General features: G+C 38.0%; 19 protein-coding genes. 2 read left to right on the top strand and 17 right to left on the bottom strand.

The window, feature by feature from the left end:
* The 16 genes from ACK4HO_RS09910 to aspS all read right to left on the bottom strand — a co-directional run.
* Nucleotides 1–921, bottom strand: a 921-nt coding sequence (locus ACK4HO_RS09910; RefSeq protein ID WP_409665372.1) for an NADH-quinone oxidoreductase subunit N, incomplete at its 3' end; no start/stop codon positions are given.
* Between the two features lie 4 nt (nt 922–925).
* Nucleotides 926–2362: a NuoM family protein gene (locus ACK4HO_RS09905; RefSeq protein ID WP_409665369.1), complete on the bottom strand. Its 1437-nt coding sequence runs from the start codon at nt 2360–2362 to the stop codon at nt 926–928.
* A 9-nt stretch (nt 2363–2371) separates the two neighbouring features.
* Entirely contained in the window at nt 2372–4261 is a 1890-nt protein-coding gene (gene nuoL, locus ACK4HO_RS09900; RefSeq protein WP_409665367.1) for an NADH-quinone oxidoreductase subunit L, read from the bottom strand.
* 6 nt (nt 4262–4267) lie between these two features.
* Nucleotides 4268–4588, bottom strand: a complete 321-nt coding sequence (gene nuoK / locus ACK4HO_RS09895; protein ID WP_187659370.1) for an NADH-quinone oxidoreductase subunit NuoK — start codon at nt 4586–4588, stop codon at nt 4268–4270.
* Nucleotides 4588–5103 carry an NADH-quinone oxidoreductase subunit J gene (locus ACK4HO_RS09890; RefSeq protein WP_409665363.1) on the bottom strand — a complete coding sequence of 172 codons (516 nt, stop codon included), beginning with the start codon at nt 5101–5103 and terminating at the stop codon, nt 4588–4590. Before ACK4HO_RS09890 ends, nuoK begins: the two co-directional genes overlap by 1 nt.
* On the bottom strand, nt 5103–5654 hold the full coding sequence (locus ACK4HO_RS09885) for a NuoI/complex I 23 kDa subunit family protein (protein WP_409665360.1): 552 nt from the start codon (nt 5652–5654) through the stop codon (nt 5103–5105). Before ACK4HO_RS09885 ends, ACK4HO_RS09890 begins: the two co-directional genes overlap by 1 nt.
* 12 nt (nt 5655–5666) lie before the next feature.
* Entirely contained in the window at nt 5667–6698 is a 1032-nt protein-coding gene (nuoH, locus tag ACK4HO_RS09880; RefSeq protein WP_409665357.1) for an NADH-quinone oxidoreductase subunit NuoH, read from the bottom strand.
* Nucleotides 6691–7740 carry a 2Fe-2S iron-sulfur cluster-binding protein gene (locus ACK4HO_RS09875; RefSeq protein WP_409665354.1) on the bottom strand — a complete coding sequence of 350 codons (1050 nt, stop codon included), beginning with the start codon at nt 7738–7740 and terminating at the stop codon, nt 6691–6693. Before ACK4HO_RS09875 ends, nuoH begins: the two co-directional genes overlap by 8 nt.
* A gap of 18 nt (nt 7741–7758) precedes the next feature.
* Nucleotides 7759–9126, bottom strand: coding sequence for an NADH-quinone oxidoreductase subunit NuoF (gene nuoF / locus ACK4HO_RS09870; protein WP_409665352.1), 1368 nt, complete (start codon nt 9124–9126; stop codon nt 7759–7761).
* 4 nt (nt 9127–9130) lie between these two features.
* Nucleotides 9131–9661, bottom strand: a complete 531-nt coding sequence (locus tag ACK4HO_RS09865) for a complex I 24 kDa subunit family protein (RefSeq protein ID WP_176306923.1) — start codon at nt 9659–9661, stop codon at nt 9131–9133.
* 5 nt (nt 9662–9666) lie between these two features.
* Complete coding sequence (nuoD, locus tag ACK4HO_RS09860) at nt 9667–10902, bottom strand: NADH dehydrogenase (quinone) subunit D (protein ID WP_409665347.1); 1236 nt, start codon at nt 10900–10902, stop codon at nt 9667–9669.
* A 17-nt stretch (nt 10903–10919) separates the two neighbouring features.
* Nucleotides 10920–11438: an NADH-quinone oxidoreductase subunit C gene (locus ACK4HO_RS09855; RefSeq protein ID WP_409665344.1), complete on the bottom strand. Its 519-nt coding sequence runs from the start codon at nt 11436–11438 to the stop codon at nt 10920–10922.
* A gap of 1 nt (nt 11439) precedes the next feature.
* On the bottom strand, nt 11440–11982 hold the full coding sequence (locus tag ACK4HO_RS09850; protein WP_409665341.1) for an NADH-quinone oxidoreductase subunit B: 543 nt from the start codon (nt 11980–11982) through the stop codon (nt 11440–11442).
* 100 nt (nt 11983–12082) lie between these two features.
* A complete protein-coding gene (locus ACK4HO_RS09845; protein ID WP_409665339.1) occupies nt 12083–12448 on the bottom strand; it encodes an NADH-quinone oxidoreductase subunit A in 366 nt (121 codons plus the stop codon).
* A 207-nt stretch (nt 12449–12655) separates the two neighbouring features.
* Entirely contained in the window at nt 12656–12856 is a 201-nt protein-coding gene (locus ACK4HO_RS09840; RefSeq protein ID WP_121312451.1) for a cold-shock protein, read from the bottom strand.
* 217 nt (nt 12857–13073) lie between these two features.
* Entirely contained in the window at nt 13074–14828 is a 1755-nt protein-coding gene (aspS, locus tag ACK4HO_RS09835; protein WP_409665335.1) for an aspartate--tRNA ligase, read from the bottom strand.
* A gap of 141 nt (nt 14829–14969) precedes the next feature.
* Here aspS and ACK4HO_RS09830 point away from each other — a divergent pair, with 141 nt between their 5' ends.
* Together ACK4HO_RS09830 and ACK4HO_RS09825 are read left to right on the top strand one after the other, a co-directional pair.
* Nucleotides 14970–15962: a TlpA family protein disulfide reductase gene (locus ACK4HO_RS09830; RefSeq protein ID WP_409665333.1), complete on the top strand. Its 993-nt coding sequence runs from the start codon at nt 14970–14972 to the stop codon at nt 15960–15962.
* A gap of 172 nt (nt 15963–16134) precedes the next feature.
* Entirely contained in the window at nt 16135–16479 is a 345-nt protein-coding gene (locus tag ACK4HO_RS09825) for a toxin-antitoxin system YwqK family antitoxin (protein WP_409665330.1), read from the top strand.
* A 68-nt stretch (nt 16480–16547) separates the two neighbouring features.
* On the opposite strand, the gene ACK4HO_RS09820 is transcribed toward ACK4HO_RS09825, so the two are convergent.
* Nucleotides 16548–20024 carry an efflux RND transporter permease subunit gene (locus ACK4HO_RS09820; protein ID WP_409665327.1) on the bottom strand — a complete coding sequence of 1159 codons (3477 nt, stop codon included), beginning with the start codon at nt 20022–20024 and terminating at the stop codon, nt 16548–16550.
* Nucleotides 20025–20028: the final 4 nt, after the last annotated feature.

The raw sequence follows: 20028 nt of genomic DNA, 5'->3' as shown, positions 1-20028 counted from the left end.
TAAACTTAAAATCGCCATCAACATAAATCCGGCGTGTGAAATTCCGGAGAAAGCCAACATACGTTTTACGTTGTCCTGACGCAACGCCATGATATTTCCGATAGTCATTGACAATATTGAAACCACGACAATAACCATTTCAAAAGTTGGCGTTAACGATGAGGTCATGCTGCTTAGTATTTTGTATAAAGTGGCCATGGCTACAACTTTCGCTAACGTACTCATAGTAGCGGTTGTCATGGTTGGAGAACCTTCATAAACATCGGGAGCCCAAAAATGGAAAGGCGCAGCGGCAATTTTGAATAACATACCAACAATCATTAAAGTGATTCCTATTGGGAACCAAATAGGAATTCCGGCACCTGAAGATAAATCTTTGATTTCTACGATGTCAAAATAACCTGTAGCTCCGTAAATCAAACAGATTCCGAATAAAATGATACCGGAAGCAAAGGAACCCATTAAGAAGTATTTCATTCCGGCTTCGTTACTTTTTAAATCTAATCTTCGACTTGCGGCTAACACATATAAAGCGATAGATAATACTTCAATTCCTAAGAAAAACATCGATAAATTTCCAAAAGAAACCATTGCCACTGCTCCGGCCAAAAGGAATACTTTGATGGCAATAAAGTCGGATATCTTGGTTTGATGTTCTTTATAGAAATCCCCACTTAAGGCTACTAAGAATATCGTAAGTACAATAAATAAAGAGGAGAAAGCGTTCGAAAAAGAATCGACAGCAATCATACTCGCATAGTTGGAATCAATGCTTGGGTCAATCGCCCAAAGATTTAAGGATATACCTAAAATGGCAAGTAAACCTATGACAGTAACCGGAACCAGTAGTTTTCTTAAATTGAAGATTTCTGCCAACAGACAAAAAACGCCTAATGATACTATTGTTATTAATACTTGCATTTGATTATTTATTAATTACTTCTAAAATTTCGTTTAAACTCGGCGTTACCAAATCAACAATCGGTTTTGGATACAAGCCGAAGAATAGTAAAAACGCGATGATGGCCACAAAGGTAATTACTTCGTTAGCGGTTACGTCGGCAAATACTTTGGTATTGGTTTCTCCTAACATTACGTCTTGGAACATTTTCAACATATAGTAAGCGCCCAAAATAATAGTTGTTCCACCTAAAACGGCGAACCAAAGATTGACTTGACTCAAACTGTACAATACGGTAAATTCTCCCACGAAGTTGAATGTTCCCGGCAAAGCTACAGAGGCTAAAACCAAAATCATAAACATCGAAGTGAACTTAGGCGTTTGACTTCTGATTCCACCTAAATCGGCTATGGTTCTCGTTTCATATCTTCTGAAGATCACTTCCGCAGCAAAGAACAATCCAACGATAACAAAACCGTGTGCAATCATTTGCGAAACGGCTCCGCTTAATCCGTCAAGGGTTAAAGTATAACAACCGGCAGCGATTAAACCAACGTGTGCTAAGGAAGAATAAGCCAATAATTTCTTTAAATCTTTTTGGCGTAAAGCCACTATCGAACCATAAATTACTCCGGCAATACTCAACCCGATTAAGATTGGCATGTGTGCTTTGGCAGCATTTGGCGCGATAGGCAATTGCCAACGGATAACACTGTACAGTCCCATTTTCAGCATGATACCCGATAAAAGCATGGTTCCAACGGTTGGGGCTTTTTGGTACACTTTTGCTTGCCAAGTGTGGAAAGGAATGATTGGAATTTTGATGGCATAGGCTAAGAAGAACGCGAGGAAAATCCAACCTTCTTCTGTAGCGGTTAAGTCTAATTTGTATAAATCTTCTAAAAGGAAACTTCCGGCTTTTGAATATAAATAAGCGAAAGCGATTAGCATGAACAATGAACCTCCTAAAGTATAGATGAAGAATTTCACCACGGCTTTTTTGCGTTCTTCGGCATCACCGTTACCCCAAATTAAAGCGATAAAATAAATCGGAATCAAAGCCAATTCCCAGAAGATGTAGTATAATAATCCGTCAGCGGCTAAGAAAGTTCCGGTCATTGCGAATGACATGAACAATACTAAAGCGTAGAAGTTTTTAGCGTTGGTAAAACTATTTCCGAATGACGAGAAAATAATCAAAGGCGTTAAAGCAGTCGTCAATAAAACCATCGCCATTGATAAACCGTCGGCTTTGAAGGCTAAGGCTACCTTTGGGTTGGCAATCCAGCTTCCGGTGAAACCGATGTTTGTGCCTTGGTTCAATAAGTTTAACAAATACAATGACAAACCTAAAGCACCTAAACTGAATACCAGCGCGACTTTAGAAGCTAATTTATCTCCTGCGAAAAACGTGGCGATGGCACCAACCAGAAGTAATAATAATAGAGTAGTTACATCCATTGTGTAAAATTATTGAACGGTTTTAGTTGTAATAAATAAATAAGTTATGATGGCGCAAACCCCAATTACAAAGGCAAAAAGGTATAAACCGATGTTTCCGTTGTGTAATTTTTTTCCTTGCGTCCCTAAGCCGTTGGCCAAACTTCCAAAACTGTAAACCACTTTGCCTAAAGCCGGTTCTAAAGTTGTGCGGAAGAAATTTGCCAAACCGTTGATAGGTTTTACGATTAAGAAAGTATAGAATTCGTCTACATAATATTTGTTGTAAATCGTTTTGTTGAAACCAACGATTTCTGAGTCTTGTTTGGGTACAAAGCCGCCTTTAATGTATTTGGCATTCGCCCAAATAATCCCAACGATAGCACCGGCTAAAGCAATTCCCATCAGCATAAATTCTTGTTGGCCTAAATGGTGAGCTTCGTGTTTTGTTGTTAAAATCGGTTCCAAGAAATGGTTCAACCACATACTTCCCGGTAAGTTAATCGCACCACCGATTACGGCTAAAACCGCTAAGATTACCAATGGAATCGTGATTAAACTCGGACTTTCGTGTAAGTGGTGTTTTTGTTCTTCCGTGCCTCTGAATTCTTTGAAGAAGGTCAGGTACATCAATCGGAACATATAGAAAGCGGTCATAATCGAAGCAATCGAAGCGACCACCCATAATACTTTATTGTGTTCAAAAGCTACCATTAAGATTTCGTCTTTTGACCAGAAACCAGCGAACGGGAAAATACCTGCAATGGCTAAGGTTGAAATCATCATCGTCCAGAAAGTGATTGGCATCGCTTTGCGCAAACCACCCATTTTTCTCATGTCTTGTTCGCCGTGTAATCCGTGAATTACTGAACCTGAACCTAAGAACAAACAAGCTTTAAAGAAAGCATGCGTGATTACGTGGAAAACTGCAACCGTGTAAGCTCCTAAACCTAAAGCCAGGAACATTAATCCCAATTGGGAAACGGTTGAGTAAGCCAAAACCTTTTTAATATCGTTTTGTAATAAACCGATTGAGGCAGCTACTAAAGCAGTGGCAGCACCAACAATGGCTATAATATTTTGTACATCCGGTGTTAAGTCGAATAAGAAGTTCATTCGGGTTACCATAAAAATACCGGCAGTTACCATCGTCGCAGCGTGAATTAACGCAGAAACCGGTGTTGGACCAGCCATCGCATCGGGTAACCAAGTGTATAAAGGTAACTGTGCTGATTTACCACAAGCTCCGATGAATAAACATAAAGCGGCTAATCCAAGTAAACCTGTATTAGCAGTTCCAACGGTTAATCCGTTTTGTATTTCGGTATAATCTAAAGTTGAAAAAACACTTCCTATAATAAACATGCCAATCAAGAAACCTAAATCTCCGATTCTGTTCATGATGAATGCTTTTTTAGCCGCATCGTTGTAAGGTTGGTTTTTATACCAGAATCCGATTAACAAATAAGAGCACAATCCAACGCCTTCCCAACCGATGAACATTACTAATAAGTTGCTTCCAACTACCAAGGTTATCATGAAGAACACGAACAAATTCAAATAAGCAAAAAACTTGTGCATATTCTCGTCGTCGTGCATGTAGCTGATAGAGTAGAGGTGAATCAGTGAACCAATTCCGGTTACGAATAACAACCACAATAAAGACAATTGGTCTAATAAAATACCGAAGTCTAATTTGAAATTACTCACTTGAATCCAATCAAATAAAGAAATTTCGAATGGTTTTCCGTTTTGGTTCAATTGGGCAAAAAAGCAGATACTTAATAAGAACGAAACCACTACAGTCAACGTTCCGATAGCACCTGATACATTTCTGCTTACTTTTTTTCCGAAGAAAACATTGAAAAGAAATCCAACAAATGGAGATAAGAGTAATACTAAAGCTAAATTTGTTTCCATCTCAGATTATCCTTTTAAATTCTTTAAATTATCAATATCGATTGAGCCTAAGTTTCTGTATACTGAAACCAATATCGCCAATCCAACCGCGACTTCCGCTGCGGCCACTGCCATCGAGAAAAACACGAATACTTGTCCTTCGGCATCTTGGTGATACGTTGAAAAAGCTACAAACAATAAGTTCACCGCATTCAGCATGATTTCAATCGACATGAAAACGATGATGGCATTTCTGCGGTACAACACTCCGAAAACACCGATACAAAATAATAGTACCGAAAGGAAAATGTAGTTTTCTATCCCTATTTCATTTAAAATATTGTTCATTATTTCTTCTCCGTTTTTTCTTTTTTAGACAATAAAACCACACCAATCATCGCTACCAATAATAAGATAGAAGCGAATTCGAATGGTACCATATATTCGTTCAGTAATATTTTTCCAAGGGTTTTGATTGATTGGAAATCTTCGCCTGTCGTATCATATTCTCCCATAATGGTTTTCGAATTGATGAAAATAGTCACCAAAACAATACTTGTTAGTATAAAAACAACGATAGCGCCAAGTCTGGTAATACGAGGTTTGTGGACTTCATTTTCCTTATTCAAATTCATCAACATGATGGTGAAAAGGAAGAGTACCATAATCGCACCCGAATACACTATAATATGTACAATCGCCAAGAACTGTGCGTTGAAAAGCAAGTAGTGACCGGCAATTGAGAAAAAACACATCACTAAATAAATCGCGCTGTGAATTGGGTTTTTACTGTAAATCGTCAAAAACGCCGTAGCCAATGTGATGGCTGCTAAAAAGTAGAAGGTAATTAATATAGGCGACATTAGTTAGCGTTTTTAAGTTGAGCGTTCTTCATGGCCATTTCCAAAGGCATAACCAATTTATCTTTTCCGAAAATAAAATCTTCACGTTCGTAACTGGCCGGAACCAATTCCTTAGAAAGGGTTAGGTAAATAGCGTCTTTCGGACAAGCTTCTTCACACAAACCGCAGAAAATACAACGCAACATGTTGATTTCATAGATTTCGGCATATTTTTCTTCACGGTACAAATGTTCTTCCCCTTTTTGGCGTTCGGCTGCTTTCATAGTGATGGCTTCTGCCGGACAAGACAAGGCACACAATCCGCAAGCCGTACAGTTTTCACGACCTAATTCATCGCGTTTCAACATGTGTTGGCCACGGTAAACCGGACTAAATTCACGGACTTGTTCAGGATAATGAATGGTTGCTTTTTTTCTGAAAAAGTGTTTGATGGTAATGAGTAAGCCTTTTACAATGGCTACTAAATAAAGTCGCTCCAAGAACGTCATTTCCTTGTTGGAAACCTGTTTCTTTTTGCCTGAAAGCGATATACTTTGAATTGCTGTTGACATAATTTCTTTTTCTTATTTAAAAGCTAAAATGCAAATTCCGGTTATTATAATGTTGACGATTGAAAGCGGAATTAAAATCTTCCAGCCTAAGTTCATCAATTGATCGTATCTGAAACGCGGGATTGTCCAACGCACCCACATATAGAAGAATATGAAGAAGCAAATTTTTACAAATAAAACGCCGATTCCAATAATATTTGCTGTGTTTACGCCAACGTTGTCCACCATCCATTGCATGCCCGGATAATTGTAACCTCCAAAATAAAGGATAGCCAAAATCGCTGATGAAATGAACATATTAGCGTATTCGGCAAACAAATAGAATCCCATTTTCATGGAAGAATATTCGGTGTGGTAACCACCGATCAATTCCGATTCACATTCCGCTAAGTCGAAAGGCGTTCGGTTAGTCTCCGCAAAAGCACAGATTAAGAAGATTAAGAATCCTACCGGTTGGTAAAATACGTTCCAATTCATTCCGGCTTGTTGTACAGAGATTTCTTTTAGGCTCAAGGTTCCGGTCATCATCAATAAAGCGATTACGGATAATCCCATAGCGACTTCATAGGAAACCATTTGCGAAGCGGCACGAACCGCACCCATTAGGGAAAATTTATTGTTAGAAGCCCAACCACCAATCATAATACCGTAAACTCCGATAGAAACAATGGCAAAAACATACAGTAAAGCGTTGTCAATATCCGTCGCTTGAAGCACTACATCTCTTCCGAAAATATGCAATTTGTCACCCCAAGGAATTACGGCACTCGTCATTAACGCTGTGCTCATCGCAATCGCCGGTCCGACAAAGAATAAAAATTTATTTTTAGTATTGGGTTCAAATTCTTCTTTGGCAAATAATTTCATACCATCAGCAAGTGGTTGTAATAATCCACCCCAACCAGCGCGGTTTGGACCCACACGATCTTGAAGAAAAGCAGCTACTTTACGTTCGGCCCAAGTGGAATACATCGCCATAATCATGGTAATGGCAAATACGGTTACGATAACCACACTTTTTTCTATAATAAAGGCACTATCCATTTTGCTTTCCGTTTATTGGGTTACCGTCTATTTTTTCGTTGTAATCAATTTCGGCCATACTGATTTTTTTACGGTCGATATCTCTACCTTGAAGTATGCCTTTTTCGGTGTCGATAACTACTTTGTCTAGTTTTCCGTAATGTTTATTTTGGTTGATTACCGAATCTTTTTCGAATTTTCTTGGTCCTTCGATTACCCAATCTGAAACTTCTTTTTTGTCGAAACGACAAGTGTTACAGATGAATTCTTCTACTTCGTGGTACTCGTCTTTGCGAGCCGTTACTCTTTGGATTTCGTTACCAAACATCCAAACGGTCGTTTTGCCACAACATTTGTCACAATCTCTGTGCGCATTGAAAGGTTTGTTGAACCACACTCTCGATTTGAATCGGAAAGTTTTGTCTGTTAATGCGCCAACCGGACAAACATCAATCATATTTCCGGAGAATTCATTGTCGATAGCTGCTGAAATACAAGTTGAAATTTGCGAATGATCCCCACGGTTTAAAACACCGTGAACTCTTTTGTCGGTTAACTGGTCAGCAACTTCTACGCAACGTTGGCAAACGATGCAACGGTTCATGTGCAATTGAATTTTGTCTCCGATATCTTCCGGTTCGAAAGTTCTTTTCTCTTCAATAAAACGTTGTTGTAATTTTCCGTGTTCGAAGCTTAAGTTTTGCAAATCACATTCTCCAGCTTGGTCACAAACCGGACAATCTAATGGGTGATTGATTAAAAGGAATTCGGTTACGGCTTTACGGGCTTCAAACACTCGGTCTGAACCTTTGCTGGCGACTTCCATTCCGTCCTGACAACCGGTTACGCATGACGCTACCAATTTTGGCATCGGTCTTGGATCGGCTTCGCTACCTTTGGTAACATCCACCAAACAACAACGACATTTTCCGCCGGTTCCTTCTAGTTTCGAATAATAACACATGGCTGGCGGAACAGATTCTCCACCAATCATACGAGCAGCTTGCAGGATCGTTGTTCCCGGTGCTACTTCAATTTCTTGACCGTCTATGGTTACTTTCATTGTATGAAATTCTAGTCTTTATATTTCTTGTTTGGCCACTAAATGCTTAACCTTTTCAAAAGGCTCATTTACAAAGTGATCTCTATTTTTGATTTTTTCAGGGAAACGAATATGGTATTCAAATTCATCTCTAAAATGACGAATCGCCGCAGCAACAGGCCATGAAGCCGCGTCACCTAATGGACAAATCGTATTTCCTTCAATTTTGGATTGGATGCTCCATAACAATTCGATGTCTTCTTCACGTCCTTGTCCGTTTTCGATTCTCCACAATACTTTTTCTAACCAACCGGTTCCTTCACGGCATGGCGTACATTGACCGCAAGATTCGTGGTGGTAAAATCTAGAGAAATTCCATGTATTGCGAACGATACAAGCGCGGTCATCATAAACGATAAATCCGCCTGAACCTAACATGGAACCCGTTGCGAATCCACCATCGGATAAACTTTCGTAAGTCATCAAACGGTCTTCGCCAGCAGCGGTTTTGTAGATTAAATTCGCTGGTAAAATTGGCACCGAACTTCCACCAGGAACCAATGCTTTCAAAGGTCTGTCGGTTTGCATTCCGCCACAATATTCATCTGAATTCATGAATTCGTATACAGAAACACCTAATTCAATTTCGAAAACGCCTTGGTTTTTGATATTTCCGGAAGCCGAAATTAATTTGGTTCCGGTCGAACGACCAATTCCGATTCCGGCATAATCAGCACCGGAATTGTTAACAATCCATGGTACAGCCGCAATCGTTTCTACATTATTTACTACGGTTGGATTTTGCCAGAGTCCTTTCACAGCCGGAAATGGTGGTTTCAATCTAGGATTGCCACGTTTTCCTTCTAAACTCTCGATTAAGGCAGTTTCTTCTCCACAGATGTAAGCTCCACCACCAATTTGGACAAACAATTCCAAATCGTAGCCTGAGCCTAATATGTTTTTGCCTAACCAACCGGCCGCTTTCGCTTCGGCGATGGCTCTTTCTAAAATTTTGTAAACCCACATGTATTCTCCACGGATGTAGATGTAGGATAGGTTGGCACCCAAAGCATAACTCGAGGTAATCATTCCTTCAATCAAAAGATGCGGAATGTATTCCATTAAGTATCGGTCTTTGAAAGTTCCCGGTTCCGACTCATCGGCGTTGCACACTAAATGTCTTGGGTTGCCCGATTTTTTGTCGATAAAACTCCATTTCATTCCGGCCGGGAAACCCGCGCCACCACGACCACGTAATCCTGAAGTTTTTACTTCTTCGACTACTTCATCCGGAGTCATTTTTTTCAGGGCTTTTTCCACCGAAGCATAACCGCCTTCTTTGCGATACACTTCATAGGTTTTGATACCCGGAACGTTGATTTTGTCTAATAATATTTTTCTTCCCATGATATTATTTATCGTGTAAAGTGATTTTTCCGTCTTTGCAATCAGCGATTAGCTGGTCTACTTTTTCTTTGGTCAAATGTTCTTGGTAGAAATCACCCAACTGCATCATTGGTGCATAACCACAAGCGCCTAAACATTCTACGCCTCGTACTTCGAAAAGTCCGTCAGCGGTTGGTTCGCCAATTCCTACGCCCAATTTGGAACAAGTATAATCCATCAAATCTTCTACGCCGTTTTGACAACAGGCAGCAGTTTGACAAAATTCGAACATGTATTTTCCAATGGGTCTTTGGTTGAACATGGTATAAAAAGTCACTACTTCGTATACTTCGATAGGCAATATTTCTAAAATCTCGGCTACTTTGTTTTGCAATTCGATACTCAACCAATTGTCGTGAGCATCCTGAACTTCGTGCAAAACGGGTAATAACGCTGATTTCTTTTTATCGGCAGGATAATGACTGATTAACTCATTGATGCGAGCCATCAACGGTTCAGTAATGTTTATCTCTTGTTTGATATGTGATCTTTCCATAATTCTTAAGCGTCTAATTCGCCGGCAATTACATTTAAACTTGATAAAATAACGATAGCGTCTGACAACATTCCGCCTTTGATCATATCAGTATAAGCTTGGTAATAGATATAACAAGGTCTTCTGAATTTTAAACGGTATGGTGTTCGACTTCCATCGGTAATTAAATAGAATCCTAATTCACCGTTTCCGCCTTCTACAGCGTGATAGATTTCGTCAACCGGCACCGGTACTTCACCCATCACAATTTTAAAGTGATAGATTAAGCTTTCCATGTTGGTGTAAACGTCTTCTTTCGGAGGCAAATAATAATCAGGAACGTCAGCGTGAATTGGTCCTTCCGGTAATTTTGCTAAAGCTTGTTTGATGATGCTTAAACTTTCCCAAACTTCGGCATTACGTACGCAAAAACGGTCATAAGTATCGCCTGATTTTCCAACAGGAATATCGAATTCAAAATCTTCGTATGATGAATATGGAGCGGCTTTACGAACGTCGTAATCGATTCCGGCTGCGCGTAAATTTGGTCCTGTTAATCCGTATTGCATTGCTTTTTCAGCGGTGATCGGACCTACATTAACGGTTCTGTCAATGAAGATTCTGTTTCTTTCAAATAGGTTTTCGAATTCTTTCCAGGCTACTGGAAATTCTTCAAGGAAAGTGTTTAGTTTTTTGAACGCTTCGTCAGACCATTCTCTTTCGAAACCTCCAATTCTTCCCATATTGGTGGTTAAACGAGCGCCGCAAATTTCTTCGTAAATCTCGTATACTTTTTCTCTGAATTGGAATACATAAAGGAATCCGGTATAAGCTCCGGTATCAACCCCCAAAATCGAATTACAAATCAAGTGGTCAGTAATTCTGGCCAACTCCATCACGATAACTCTTAAATATTGCGCACGTTTTGGTACTTCAATATTCAATAATTTCTCTACAGTCATCCACCAAGCCATGTTGTTGATTGGTGATGAACAATAGTTCATACGATCGGTCAAAACATTGATTTGGTAAAACGGACGGTTTTCGGCAATTTTTTCAAATGCTCTGTGGATGTAACCAACAGTTGGCTCAGCATCTAGGATTCTTTCTCCGTCCATCAATAAGATGTTTTGGAAAATTCCGTGAGTGGCCGGGTGTGTTGGTCCCAAGTTTAATATAGAGAGTTCGCTTCCGTCTTCGTTGCGGGTTTTTTCTATAACTTTAGCATATCGATGCTCTGGTGATAATAATAAATCTGACATTTATAATGTTGAATTATTTAATTATTAACTGGTGTTCTTCCGAAGAAACGGTCGTCTTTGTCGGTTCTTCCACTGTCTTCCATCGGGAATTCTTTACGCATTGGATGAGAAACCATTTCATCCATATTCAAAATGCGTTTCAATTGCGGATGTCCTTTAAAATTGATTCCGAAGAAATCCCATGCTTCTCTTTCCATCCAATTGGCGCAAAGAAACAAATCGGTTATCGTATCAACTTCTGCCGGATCGGGCAAATAAGTTTTTACTCTAATTCTAACGTTTTCAATCCAGTTGTGCAATTGGTAAGTTACAGCGAATTGGTGTTCGGCGTCATTATCCGGGAAATGAATTCCGGCTAAATCTGTTAGGAAATGGAAGTTTAAATCTTCTTGTTCTTTCAAAAAGCGAATCACTTCATAAATGGTACTTGGTGTTGCCTCTAGGGTAAAAATATCTCGTTTCATTTCGAAATTGAGCACATTGTTGCCAAAGGCTTGAGATAATTTTTCTTGTATGTGAGCAGTTTCTAAAGCCATATTATAGGTTATAAGAAGCTAATAATTCTTTGTATTCCGGTGAATTTCTTCGGCGAACCGATTCGTTTCTCACCAATTCTTGTAGTTGCATAACGCCATCAACGATTTGTTCCGGTCTTGGAGGACAACCTGGCACATAAACATCAACCGGTATTACTTTGTCGATGCCTTGTAAAACAGAATACGTATCAAATACACCACCTGAAGAAGCACAAGCGCCAACGGCAATTACCCAACGAGGTTCTGACATTTGTTCGTAAACCTGACGTAAAATCGGCGCCATTTTTTTGGAAATCGTTCCCATTACCATTAGCATATCCGCTTGACGAGGAGAGAAACTGACTCTTTCCGAACCAAAACGCGCTAAATCGTAGTGAGAGGCCATCGTTGCCATAAATTCAATGCCGCAACAAGAAGTCGCGAACGGTAATGGCCAAAGTGAATTAGCTCTCGCCAATCCGACAACGTCATTTAATTTGGTAGCGAAGAAACCTTCACCAACTACTCCTTCCGGCGGAGCGACCATATTTGTTTTATTTTCCATTTCAGATATTAGATATTAAATATCAAATATTATTTTTAACAGACATTATTCTAAAGATTCAAACATATCTAAATATTTGAAATCTAAAATTTAATATTAATTATTCCCACTCAAGTGCTTTCTTCTTAATAATGTAGAAGAAACCTACCAATAAAAGTGACATGAAAAGAACCATCTTAATCATTCCTTCCATTCCTAATTCTTGAAAATTAATCGCCCAAGGATAAAGGAAGATTACCTCTACGTCAAAAAGGACGAAAAGAATGGCTACTAAGAAATATTTTACTGAAAAAGGTATTCTGGCGTTTCCGACCGATTCGATACCGCATTCGAAGTTTTTGTCTTTGTTTTTGGAGTGTCTTTTTGGACCTAAAAAGCTAGAGCCAATAATGGTTAAGACCACAAATCCCACCGCTAAACCCGCTTGCATCAGGATTGGTAAATAATCTAATTGATTAGACTGCATAATGCTCAAAATTAGAAGTAAATTAAAATAGCCACAAATATACATCGCAATATTTAATTCGCAAAAATGAAAGGCTAAACGTTTGTTATTTATTTCCCTAAATGCGTTTATTTAAACCGATTATAAATAAGAACGTTAGGGTATAAAAAAACGTCCCGAAATTTTCGGGACGTTGAGTCATTCTAGGTAATCAAAAAATAATATATATTAGTCTTCGATAGCCACTACTTGAGCTGCTACTTTACCTTTTCTACCTTCTTCTTCTTCGTATGATACTTTATCACCTTCAGCTAGACCTTCTGTCCTAACTCCGGTAGCATGTACGAAAATGTCTTTTCCTGTTTCGTCATCAGTAATAAAACCGTAACCTTTTGATTCATTGAAGAATTTAACTTTACCTGTGCGCATTTTGTAATATAAAAATAATTAATAATGCTCAAAGATATACTTATTTGGGACATAGCCAACAAAATTCAAATAAAAAGTGAATTTTTTTCAAAAAATTTCAAATTATAATTGAATGATTTTCAGTGCAATACTGAATGATCCCAAAAAAGTGTACAAAAAAAGCAATCATTTATAAACTTTTAAATAATGGCGCGCTTTGAAAATGCGAATATGATATTTATTGCGGTAAGTCTAATTTTATGTACAATTCTTTTAATTGGGCTTCATCAATTGTTGATGGGGCATCATTCATGACATCGCGACCCGAATTGTTTTTTGGGAATGCAATAAAGTCACGAATGGTTTCTTGTCCCCCGAGTATTGCCACCAATCTGTCTAAACCAAAAGCCAAACCACCATGTGGCGGCGCTCCAAATTGGAATGCATTCATCAAGAATCCGAATTGGTCTTGCGCTTGTTCTGGAGTGAATCCTAACAAACTGAACATTCTGCTTTGTAACTCTTTATCGTGAATTCTGATAGAACCACCACCAATTTCATTTCCGTTCAATACCATATCATAAGCATTGGCGCGTACTTTTCCGGGTTCGGTTTCTATTAATTTCATGTCTTCCGGTTTTGGAGAGGTGAATGGATGGTGCATGGCGTGATAACGACCGCTTTCTTCGTCCCATTCTAATAAAGGAAAATCAACTACCCATAGTGGAGCGAATTCTTCCGGTTTTCTCAAACCTAAACGAGTAGCTACTTCCATACGAAGTGCTGATAATTGGGTTCTGGTTTTATTAGCGTTACCTGATAATATTAAAATCAAGTCGCCAGCTTTTGCATTGGTAGCTTCAGCCCATTTTTTCAAATCTTCTTGGTCGTAGAATTTATCTACCGAAGATTTAAACGTTCCGTCTTCTTCACATTTCACATAAACCATTCCTGAAGCACCAACTTGAGGACGTTTTACCCAGTCAATTAAAGCATCAATTTCTTTACGAGTATAAGAAGCGCAACCAGGCGCAGCAATTCCTACTACCAATTCGGCCGAATTGAATACCGGGAAATCTTTGTGTTGGGCCACGGCGTTTAATTCTCCGAATTTCATTTCGAAACGAATGTCCGGTTTGTCGTTACCATAGGTTTTCATGGCGTAATCGTAGGTGATTCTCGGGAATTCAGCCACGTCTATGCCTTTGATTTCTTTTAGTAAATGACGCGTCAAGCCCTCGAAAACATTTAGAATATCTTCTTGTTCAACAAATGCCATTTCGCAATCAATTTGGGTGAATTCCGGTTGTCTGTCGGCACGCAAATCTTCGTCACGGAAACACTTCACGATTTGGAAATATTTGTCCATACCGCCAACCATCAATAATTGCTTGAAAGTTTGAGGCGATTGTGGTAAGGCGTAAAATTGTCCTTCGTTCATTCTACTTGGAACGACAAAATCTCTTGCGCCTTCAGGCGTAGATTTGATTAAATAAGGTGTTTCCACTTCACAGAAATCCAAATCGGATAAATATTTACGCACTTCCATCGCCACTTTATGACGGAAAAGCAAGGAGTTTTTTACCGGATTTCTACGAATATCTAAATAACGGTATTTCATTCGGATATCTTCGCCACCATCAGTTTCGTCTTCAATAGTGAATGGAGGAACGATAGAAGCATTTAATAAAGTCAGTTCAGTAACCAAAATCTCGATATCACCTGTAGTCATATTCGGGTTTTTGGATTCACGTTCAATTACGGTTCCCTTTACCTGAATTACAAATTCTCTTCCGAGTGATTTGGCTTTTTCAAAAACAGCTTTGTCGGTTCTTTGTTCGTCAAAAATTAACTGCGTAATGCCGTAACGGTCGCGCAAATCAACCCAAATCATAAAACCTTTGTCGCGTGATTTTTGCACCCAACCGGCAAGCGTAACTTCTTTATTAATATGAGTGGCGTTAAGTTCGCCGTTATTATGACTTCTATACATTGGAATAAAATTTTGGGCAAAAGTAAAAAACTTATACCAATTAAATGGCCGAAGTGTTAAATCAAATTTAAGTTAATCTTTAATTTTCGAATTGGGAAAACGATTATATTTGATATCTTAAAATTAAACACACACACACTTATGAAGAAAATAGTTAGCTTTATTTTAACCGTATTGATTTCCTCTTTCAGCATTGCTCAGGAAACTATGACTTTTCAGGCGGAGATTGCCAACAAGAACGGCAATAAACTTTCTATCAATAGCGGTAGAGAAACCATTCAAAAAATCGAGGCAGATGCCAAAGGTAATTTCAAAGCTACTTTTGCTGTCAAAGAAGGATTGTACCAGTTATTTGATGGCGTAGAATATGCCAATTTGTATTTGAAAAACGGTTACGATTTAAAAATGACTATGGATGCCACAAAGTTTGATGAGACTATTGCATTTTCAGGTAAAGGCTCTACAGAGAACAATTTTTTGGCTAATCGTACATTAGAAGAAAGTAAAATTGATTTTCAAGGAATGCTCGAGTTAGATGCTGAAGGTTTCAAGAAAGCATCGGAAGAATTGAAAGCTAAACAAATAGCCAGTTTAGAAGCTTCAAAAATAGATGCTAATTTGTTGGATATGTTGAAGAAAGGAACAGAAGCTAACATTGGGCAACTCCAACAATATTACACCATGTCATTGGCCAAGAAAAAGATGAACAATGTAGCAGCGCCTAATTTTGATTACGAAAATCACAAAGGCGGAAAAACCACTTTGGAAAGTTTGAAAGGCAAATATGTTTACGTTGATTTATGGGCAACTTGGTGTGGACCATGTCGTGCGGAGATTCCTTCGTTAAAGAAAATGGAAGCGGCTTTTCACGGGAAAAACATAGAGTTTGTCAGCGTTTCTGTTGATGCAGAAAAAGACCATGAAAAATGGAAAACCTTTGTAACCGAAAAAGAATTAGGAGGTGTTCAGTTGTATGCCGGCAAAACAGTGCTTTCTGATTTTGTAAAAGCTTTTGAAGTGAATTCGATTCCGAGATTTATATTAATTGACCCAAAAGGTATTGTGGTTGATGCAGATGCTAAAAGACCTTCAGATCCAAGATTACAAGAACAATTGAATAAATTACTGAACTAAACCCAGTAAAATCAATACATAAGCCACCCAATTTGGGTGGTTTTTTTGCTTTAAATACAATCCCAATGTTAAATTTTTATCCAATGTTACCAAATTGTTAAGTAAAAGTTTTTTTATTGTAAAATAATGTATATATTTGTTATGTTATTATGAACCATTAAAACCTACGACTATGAAAAAGATATTCATTTTAGGAGCATTACTTATCTCAGGATTTACATTTGCTCAAACCACTAAGCCGTTTTTAGAGCAAGAAGGAGATTTAGTAAAAGCAACCTATTACTATGAAAATGGTAAAGTGCAACAACAAGGTTATTTCAAAGACGGAAAGATTACCGGACAATGGGTAGCTTTCGATGAAACAGGAAATAAAAAGTCTGTGGGAGAATATTCTAACGGAGAAAAAACCGGAAAATGGTTGTTTTGGAATGACAAATCATTAAGTGAAGTAGATTATTCTAATAGTCGTGTGGCTACAGTTAAAACATGGATGCAACAAGCGATTGTAAATAAATAACAGTCAACAGTTATAAAAAAAAAAGGAACTCAATTTGAGTTCCTTTTTTTATGGATATTATTGTAGTATTAAGCTTCAAGAGCATTTCTTCTTTCTCTTTGATCACTTAACCAGTATTTAGTTCGTTTCACCAAGAAGAACATTACCGGAACCATTACTAAAGTTAAGATAGTAGCGTAAGTCAATCCGAAAATAATTGTCCATGCCAAAGGTGACCAGAAAATTACGTTATCTCCACCCATATATAAGTGTGGATTCAAATCGGTAATCAATCCGAAGAAGTCAAAGTTCAAGCCGATTGCCAAAGGAATTAACCCCAAAATGGCTGTCAACGCGGTTAACAATACCGGACGTAAACGGTTTTTCCCACTTTCAATAATGATTTCTTTAATTTCTATTAGCGATAATTCATCATGACTTTCAACGCCTTTGTCGGCTACTTTTTTGTCTAATAATAGGACAAAGAAGTCCATTAATACAATTCCGTTTTTCACCACAATTCCCGCCAAGGAAATGATTCCCATCATGGTCATTAAGATTACGAAATCCATATTGGCAATAACATAACCATAGAATACACCACTGAAACTCAACAATACGGTGAACAAAATCACTATGGTTTTAGAAACCGAATTAAATTGTAACACAATAATAATTGTAATTCCTGCCATTGCTAAGAATAAGGCATACATCAAGAAACTTTGGTTTTTACCTTGTTCTTCTTGTACTCCGGAGAAGGAATAGGTAATTCCTTTTGGCAATTGATAAGATTTCAATTCGGTACCAATTTGTTTTGTGATTTCGTCACCATTATAACCTGTCAATACATTTGAATAAATGGTCATTATTCGTTTGTAATTTTTACGTTTGATTTGGTTATAGGTATTGGTTTTCTCTGTACTAGAAACAGCCGATATTGGCACTTGCATCATTTGACCATTGGCCTGATTTCTGAAAGTCAACGATTGATTGAAAAGAATATTTTCGTTCTTGCGTTGGTCTTCTTGCATACGAACCACGATATTATAGTCATCATCACCTTCTTTGAAAGTAGATATTTCTTGACCATAAACAGAGCGACGCAAATTGAAACCTAATTGTCCTGTTGAAACACCAAGACTTCCAGCATTAACTCGATCTACTTTTACTTCAAGTTCAGGGCTTTCTTTGTTTACATCCACATTCAATCGTTCAATTCCGGGGATTTTTTTTGTGTTGATAAAGGCAATCATTTTGTCTGCTTCTTTTAGCATTACATCATAATCTGCTCCAACATCGCCGGATAATTGCACGCTAATTGGATAACCTGCCGGCGGACCATTAGCATCTTTTTCAACGGTTACTTTTGCACCGGCAATTCCTTTAACTCTGGCTCTAATTTCATCCAAAACATCTGAAGTATTGACACCTCTTCTGAATTTGAATTCCGAGAAATTTACCGTTACTTTTCCTTTAAAAGGAGTTTCATTGGCAGAACCAGCATCCACATTCGGATTTCCGGCACCAACACCAACTTGAGAAACGATACTTTCAGCTAAATAATTCTCGTTCGTTTTTGGATCGATATATTTTTTCATGATATCAATCACCTGTTTCTCTACGAATAACGTGGCTTTATTGGTTTTTTCAATATCAGTTCCTTGTGGATATTCGATATAAGTAATTACTTGTCTTGGAATATTCTCAGGGAAGAACAGCACTTTTCTTGGGAAAAGTCCTAATAAGAAGATTGATAAAAATAACATCCCAATAATTCCTCCTAATGCAAACCAAGCATTTCTTCCGGTTAAAATTTTAGCCAAAAAGCGTTTGTATTTTTCTTCTAATCTAGGAAAGAAACTGTGTTGGAAATCTTGTGTCCATTGGTACATTTTCCATTTGTATAACCACATTAATCCTAATGATATCAATGCAAAATGACCAATTCCTCTGGCGAATTTCGTGTCATTTACATTTCCGATAATCACAAATAAAATTCCAATAATTCCTAAAATCAAAGTGTATTTTTTGGCTGTTTTATTTGTTACATTTTTATCTTCAATATCCATTGAACCACCAGTCATAGCAGCGTTGACAACCATTGCCACAAATAAAGATGCCGTTAAAGTTACTGATAATGTTATTGGGAAATAAATCATGAATTTACCCATAGTTCCGGGCCAAAGTGCGAAAGGCAAGAAAGCCATCAATGTTGTTGCTGTTGAGGAAATTACCGGCCAAGCAATTTCGCCGATACCAATTTTAGAAGCTTGCACACGTGGCATTCCTTTCTTCATATTGGCAAAAACGTTGTCAACTACCACGATACCGTCGTCAACTAACAATCCTAATCCCATTACCAATCCGAAAAGAACCATAGTATTTAAGGTCAATCCAAAAGCAGCCAAAATGGTAAAGGCAATCATCATTGAAAGTGGTATCGCTGCACCAACAAACAGAGAGTTTCTCAATCCCATGGTAAACATCAGAACAATCATTACCAAAACAATCCCGAAGATGATATGGTTGGATAATTCGTCTACTTGGTGTTCTACACGAGAAGATTGGTCATTGGTCAACTCCACTTTTAAATTTTTCGGCAAATAATTTTCATGTGCCAATTTCAGTTTTTCTTTTATTTGATCAATGGCAGAAATCATGTTTTGACCCGAACGTTTTTTTACATTCAGCATCACGACTTCCTTACCTTTTTCACGAGCATAAGTCGTTTTTTCTTTTTCTTTAAAGGAAACAACAGCAATGTCTTTTAAATAAACCGTTCCACCATTATGTTTAACCACAACATTTTCTAATTCTTTCGGGTCTTTGATTTCCCCTACAATTCGAATGTTGTTTCTTGAACCTTGAGAAATTAAATTTCCCCCAGAAAGCGTCATGTTTTCATACTTAACCGCATTTTGAATGTCATCAAAAGAAACTTGAGCCGCAGTCATTTTGAAGATGTCAACCGCAATTTCTACTTCTTTATCATCCACACCAAGAATGTCTACTTTCTTAACTTCCGGAATTTCTTCAATATCATCTTGCAATTTTTTACCATAATCTTTCAACTGTTGAGTGGTATAATTTCCTTTCAAGTTGATATTTAAAATTGGCACTTCTTCCGAGATGTTTAGTTCAAAAACACTTGGTTCAACTTTACTTCCGTTATCCAAATTTGGCCAATCGGTATCCGCTTTTACGATATCGACTTTGTCTTTGATTTTGGTTTTAGCTTCTTCAATCCCTACTTTGTCCGAAAACTCGGCGATAATCATTCCGTAATCTTGGAAAGAACTAGCGGTTACTTTCTCAACACCACTGATGTTTTTGATTTCTTTTTCGAGAGGTTTGATAATTAATTTCTCAACATCTTCCGCTGAATTTCCCGGGAAAACAGATGAGATATATACTTTATTTTCAATGATTTCCGGGAAATCTTCGCGTGGCATCGTTACATAGGCAATTAAACCGGTAACAACCACAAGCAAGGTGAAAATATAAACCGTTACGCGGTTGTCAATTGCCCAACTTGATATACTGAATTCTTTATTTTGATGACTCATGTAA

This window comes from Flavobacterium sp. (genome assembly GCF_046296355.1).
In the GTDB taxonomy this organism is placed as follows: domain Bacteria; phylum Bacteroidota; class Bacteroidia; order Flavobacteriales; family Flavobacteriaceae; genus Flavobacterium.
This window is presented reverse-complemented; position numbering and strand designations above follow the sequence as displayed.

Excerpts from the sequence above, each read along its gene's own strand:
- ACK4HO_RS09850 (WP_409665341.1), bottom strand. The coding sequence starts at position 11,982 with ATGGAAAATAAAACAAATATGGTCGCTCCGCCGGAAGGAGTAGTTGGT.
- ACK4HO_RS09825 (WP_409665330.1), top strand. The coding sequence starts at position 16,135 with ATGAAAAAGATATTCATTTTAGGAGCATTACTTATCTCAGGATTTACA.
- ACK4HO_RS09845 (WP_409665339.1), bottom strand. The coding sequence starts at position 12,448 with ATGCAGTCTAATCAATTAGATTATTTACCAATCCTGATGCAAGCGGGT.
- ACK4HO_RS09855 (WP_409665344.1), bottom strand. The coding sequence starts at position 11,438 with ATGGCTTTAGAAACTGCTCACATACAAGAAAAATTATCTCAAGCCTTT.
- nuoD (WP_409665347.1), bottom strand. The coding sequence starts at position 10,902 with ATGTCAGATTTATTATTATCACCAGAGCATCGATATGCTAAAGTTATA.
- nuoF (WP_409665352.1), bottom strand. The coding sequence starts at position 9,126 with ATGGGAAGAAAAATATTATTAGACAAAATCAACGTTCCGGGTATCAAA.
- ACK4HO_RS09885 (WP_409665360.1), bottom strand. The coding sequence starts at position 5,654 with ATGTCAACAGCAATTCAAAGTATATCGCTTTCAGGCAAAAAGAAACAG.
- aspS (WP_409665335.1), bottom strand. The coding sequence starts at position 14,828 with ATGTATAGAAGTCATAATAACGGCGAACTTAACGCCACTCATATTAAT.
- ACK4HO_RS09840 (WP_121312451.1), bottom strand. The coding sequence starts at position 12,856 with ATGCGCACAGGTAAAGTTAAATTCTTCAATGAATCAAAAGGTTACGGT.
- ACK4HO_RS09890 (WP_409665363.1), bottom strand. The coding sequence starts at position 5,103 with ATGTCGCCTATATTAATTACCTTCTACTTTTTAGCAGCCATCACATTG.
- nuoL (WP_409665367.1), bottom strand. The coding sequence starts at position 4,261 with ATGGAAACAAATTTAGCTTTAGTATTACTCTTATCTCCATTTGTTGGA.
- ACK4HO_RS09830 (WP_409665333.1), top strand. The coding sequence starts at position 14,970 with ATGAAGAAAATAGTTAGCTTTATTTTAACCGTATTGATTTCCTCTTTC.
- ACK4HO_RS09875 (WP_409665354.1), bottom strand. The coding sequence starts at position 7,740 with ATGAAAGTAACCATAGACGGTCAAGAAATTGAAGTAGCACCGGGAACA.
- ACK4HO_RS09865 (WP_176306923.1), bottom strand. The coding sequence starts at position 9,661 with ATGGAAAGATCACATATCAAACAAGAGATAAACATTACTGAACCGTTG.
- nuoH (WP_409665357.1), bottom strand. The coding sequence starts at position 6,698 with ATGGATAGTGCCTTTATTATAGAAAAAAGTGTGGTTATCGTAACCGTA.
- nuoK (WP_187659370.1), bottom strand. The coding sequence starts at position 4,588 with ATGAACAATATTTTAAATGAAATAGGGATAGAAAACTACATTTTCCTT.
- ACK4HO_RS09820 (WP_409665327.1), bottom strand. The coding sequence starts at position 20,024 with ATGAGTCATCAAAATAAAGAATTCAGTATATCAAGTTGGGCAATTGAC.
- ACK4HO_RS09905 (WP_409665369.1), bottom strand. The coding sequence starts at position 2,362 with ATGGATGTAACTACTCTATTATTATTACTTCTGGTTGGTGCCATCGCC.